We start from the raw sequence: 3,673 nt of genomic DNA on the forward strand, positions 1-3,673 counted from the left end.
TAACAATTGGAGTTACTGTAGATCCTGATGCGGAAGTTGAAATAGATAATCCTTTTGAGCTGACATTAACTTTAAGTTCAGAGGTGGCTGCAAAAGCTGCATCAATTACAGTGTATGCAGAAGGAAAAGAAGATTCAGAAACAGCATCAGCTTTATATCAGACTGTTACAGCAGAATATACCGCAGGTGCAGCAACGGCAGTTGCAGTGCTGGATAAAGATAAAGCTAATTCATATAACTATTTTAATAATATTGTAGTTACCGTAAAAGACAGTGATGGTGCAGAAATTGACATTGAATATACACCTGTATATTTCTGTTATACAGACACATCTTTCACAGGAATTACAGTTTCTGCCTCGGTTAGCTCTAAGACATTTACAATTGATTTTGAAGGTTTTACAATTCCTGGTGGCACTGTAACAGGACTTAAATATTCTACAGTCTGGGCAAGTTCAAGTTCTAATTGGAAAGAAAATACAACTTTTACACCAGAAGTTACAGTTGCTGAAGACGGTACAAAAGCAACTTTTGAAGTTGAAAGCACAAATGCGTTTTATATTGACTGGACTTCAGTTACCGTAAAAGATTCTTCTGGAAATGCAGTAGAAATTAATTCAGGAAATACAGATGCAAACAAATGGTACAGCTATTCTGCAGATGTATGGTCTAACACTCTCGAAGTTGTAACTTATGCAGGTGCAACTTTAATTAGCTCTGATGCACTTACAATTACTACAGAAGGAACATATCAGCTTGCAGTTTCTTATGACAGCATCAAAGATTATACTACAGTTTATATAACCTTAGCAGCAATAACCGCCTGGGGAGAAGGCAGTTACGATTTACCTTGTCTTGGAACAGATGATTCTACATGGAAAGCAAATACAGCATGGGTTGAATCAGGTGCATTTGTAGATGACAATGTTGTAAGTTCTACAGGTGGATATTATGCATCAATTTCTCCTTCAGATTATACTGACGGAGTTTACATTACAGGAAAGACTGGTCTTGCCGGTACTCTCTTTGTGAGTGGTGAGTAGCTTTTACTTTGCTCTCCTGATAATTTTTTACGCCATCTGCTTCCCCTTTTGCAGGTGGCGTTTTTTTCTTGACTTTCTGAAAACAGTACCTTATATTGTACTAAAAATAGTACACTTTTTAATTAGGGGGTATATTATGACAATCGCAAAACAGGTAGATATTCGGGCAAATATTAAAAAATTCTTTGATCTGGCTTTCTCTGGTGAGCCTGTAATCGTTCCTCGCAAGCAGAATAAAAATGTCGTCATAATTTCTGAAGAAGATTTTAATGCAATGGAAAAAGCCCGCCGTAATGCTGCATATCTTGCTATGCTTGATAAAAGTGACCGTGACTTACAGGAAGGACGTGTTGTTGTAAAAACTATGGAAGAACTGGAGGCAATGGCTGCTGAATGAGTCAGATTATTTTCACTGAAACTGGTTTTTCTCATTACCTCTACTGGCAGACTCAGGACCGAAAAACTCTTCAAAAAATCAATAAACTGCTGAAAAGCATAAGCCGTGACGGCGCGTTGGAAGGCGAAGGAAAACCTGAAAAATTGTGTCATAAAGATGGTGAATACAGCCGCAGAATTGATGATACGAACCGTCTTGTATATGAAGTTTCTGAAGATAAAATCACTGTAAAAGCCTGCCGCGGTCATTACGACGATTAGTTGATTTTCTGACCTTTCCCTTCTATAAAATCTCCCAGTACCATGTCTTGTTCGAGCCTGTTCTCCTGATTTTTCCGCTTTCTACAAGGCGTTGCAGTGACCTTGTTACTGTTGCGCGTGAAATTCCTGCTTTTTCAGCAATATCTTCTTTGGTTTGTTTTGGATTTTCTAAAAGCAGGTCGTACACGGCTTCCAGACTGGATTTTTTTGACAGTTTTTGCTCACCATAAGCATTTTGATATTTTTCTTTGAGAAGATTTTTTGCCTCGATGATTCTTTCCCGGAGTTATAAACCGGCGCAACTCCAATCCACTGCAGATTGTCCGAGTTGCGTAAAAAACTGATGTTAAAAGAATGTCTGTCTTCGTTTGCGATTATAAAATCGAGCAGGATGATTTTAAGTAATTCTTCTTCTGCACCAGGAATTTTCAGATTTTCGCAGCGTTCAATCAGCTTTTTAAAATCGTATTTGTATCCGTCGTTGAAAGCAATATCCTGATACACGCTCGCCATCGCAACCATTTCTTTGTGTTCATCTGAAATATCCGGGCAGATGCAGAAATAGTTTTCGTCACGGATATCAAGTTCATAAGGAACAAAAGAGATACCGAGCCTTCTGCAGATTTCACTTGCAAGAATTTCGTTCAGCGGTTCCTGCTGTTCAGTACCGGTTCCTGCCTTTTTGACTTTGAAATCAGCCTCATTCCTATGGCTGTATCGTATTCATTTGTAAAAAAATTGATGTCTTCCCACCAGATTCTTCCAATGTCACCCACACTGCAAATCCAGTACTGGTCTGAAAGGCTCAAGAAAAAGCTTTTTCTGGCACAAGCCGTATTCGTTTTCTTCGGATGGAACGCCGTTCGTAAAAAGATGTACCGGGAGATGCTCAAGATTGAAAATTTTTTTGATTCTGACGATATATTTTGATTCGTCTTCCTCGTAGAGAAGGATTGGAATGTTTTTTTTGTGGAATTATGGAGTTTTGTGTGTTAGAATTAAATCTGCCGGAGAAAAATGGAGGAAATTATGGTTGATTACACAGAAGGTTCAGGAAAACAGTATCATACAGGTGTTGGTCCAAACGATATTGGTAAATATATTATTTTGCCTGGAGATCCAAAACGCTGTTCAAAAATTGCAGAACATTTTGACAATGCACGTCTTGTTGCAGATGTGCGTGAATATACAACATACACAGGAACTCTTGAAGGTGTACCTGTTTCAGTAACATCAACTGGAATCGGCGGTCCTTCGGCTTCAATTGCCATTGACGAGCTGGCTAAATGCGGTGCGCATACATTTCTGCGTGTAGGAACCTGCGGCGGTATGCAGGAAGAAGTTATGGGCGGGGATATTGTAATTGCAACAGGTGCTGTGCGTATGGAAGGAACAAGCCGCGAATTTGCTCCGATTGAATACCCTGCTGTTGCAAATATTGACTGCGTTAATGCGCTTGCTTCTGCTGCACAAAAACTTAAAGTGCCAAATCATGTGGGGGTTGTTCAGTGTAAGGATTCATTCTTTGGTCAGCACGAGCCTGAAGTTATGCCTGTAAGTTACGAACTTGAAAATAAATGGCAGGCATGGCTGCGTATGGGCTGTCTTGCAAGTGAAATGGAAAGTGCTGCTCTGTTTATCGCCGGAATGTTTCTGCGTGTAAGAGTCGGTTCATGCTTCCTTGTTGTGGCAAATCAGGAACGTGCAAAAAAAAGACTGCCTAACAAGCAGGCTCATGATACAGAAGCTGCAATTACTGTAGCTGTTGAGGCTCTCAGAAGTCTGATTTTAAAAGATAAAGCAGCCGGTAAAATTTAACGGGGCGTTACGGGGGGGCACCCCCGTAGAGTGGGGTGCGGCACAACATAGTGAACTGCCCCCATTTTTTTAGACAGTTATTACGCACATTTTAGGCTGAAAGTCTTTGGAGATTTCCAGCCTAATTTTTTCTGTATGCGGTCCTTGTTATAGAA

The 3,673-nt window shown here is 40.1% G+C and carries 7 protein-coding genes; 4 read left to right on the plus strand and 3 right to left on the minus strand.

Translation table 11 applies throughout. The annotated features are described in order from the left end of the window. The 3 genes from ACKI5B_RS09215 to ACKI5B_RS09225 all read left to right on the plus strand — a co-directional run. Positions 1-1,043: hypothetical protein (locus ACKI5B_RS09215; protein WP_407428022.1), on the plus strand; the 1,043-nt coding region annotated here is incomplete at its 5' end. Between the two features lie 136 nt (positions 1,044-1,179). Beyond that, positions 1,180-1,440, plus strand: a complete 261-nt coding sequence (locus ACKI5B_RS09220; RefSeq protein ID WP_407428024.1) for a type II toxin-antitoxin system Phd/YefM family antitoxin — start codon at positions 1,180-1,182, stop codon at positions 1,438-1,440. Beyond that, positions 1,437-1,700 carry a Txe/YoeB family addiction module toxin gene (locus ACKI5B_RS09225; RefSeq protein ID WP_407428026.1) on the plus strand — a complete coding sequence of 88 codons (264 nt, stop codon included), beginning with the start codon at positions 1,437-1,439 and terminating at the stop codon, positions 1,698-1,700. Before ACKI5B_RS09220 ends, ACKI5B_RS09225 begins: the two co-directional genes overlap by 4 nt. A 22-nt stretch (positions 1,701-1,722) precedes the next feature. On the opposite strand, the gene ACKI5B_RS09230 is transcribed toward ACKI5B_RS09225, so the two are convergent. The 3 genes from ACKI5B_RS09230 to ACKI5B_RS09240 are packed head-to-tail and all read right to left on the minus strand — an operon-like array spanning position 1,723 to position 2,476. Continuing rightward, positions 1,723-1,887: a winged helix-turn-helix transcriptional regulator gene (locus ACKI5B_RS09230; RefSeq protein WP_407428028.1), complete on the minus strand. Its 165-nt coding sequence runs from the start codon at positions 1,885-1,887 to the stop codon at positions 1,723-1,725. Further along, positions 1,869-2,348, minus strand: coding sequence for a HipA domain-containing protein (locus ACKI5B_RS09235; protein ID WP_407428034.1), 480 nt, complete (start codon positions 2,346-2,348; stop codon positions 1,869-1,871). The genes ACKI5B_RS09230 and ACKI5B_RS09235 overlap by 19 nt, the downstream gene beginning before the upstream one ends. Continuing rightward, positions 2,345-2,476: a hypothetical protein gene (locus ACKI5B_RS09240; protein WP_407428030.1), complete on the minus strand. Its 132-nt coding sequence runs from the start codon at positions 2,474-2,476 to the stop codon at positions 2,345-2,347. The genes ACKI5B_RS09235 and ACKI5B_RS09240 overlap by 4 nt, the downstream gene beginning before the upstream one ends. Positions 2,477-2,729: 253 nt before the next feature. On the opposite strand from ACKI5B_RS09240, the gene udp reads away from it, so the two are divergent. Next, a complete protein-coding gene (gene udp / locus ACKI5B_RS09245; RefSeq protein ID WP_407428032.1) occupies positions 2,730-3,518 on the plus strand; it encodes a uridine phosphorylase in 789 nt (262 codons plus the stop codon). The last annotated feature ends 155 nt before the right edge of the window (positions 3,519-3,673 follow it).

It is taken from the genome of Treponema sp. (assembly GCF_045657965.1).
Classification (GTDB): domain Bacteria; phylum Spirochaetota; class Spirochaetia; order Treponematales; family Treponemataceae; genus Treponema_D.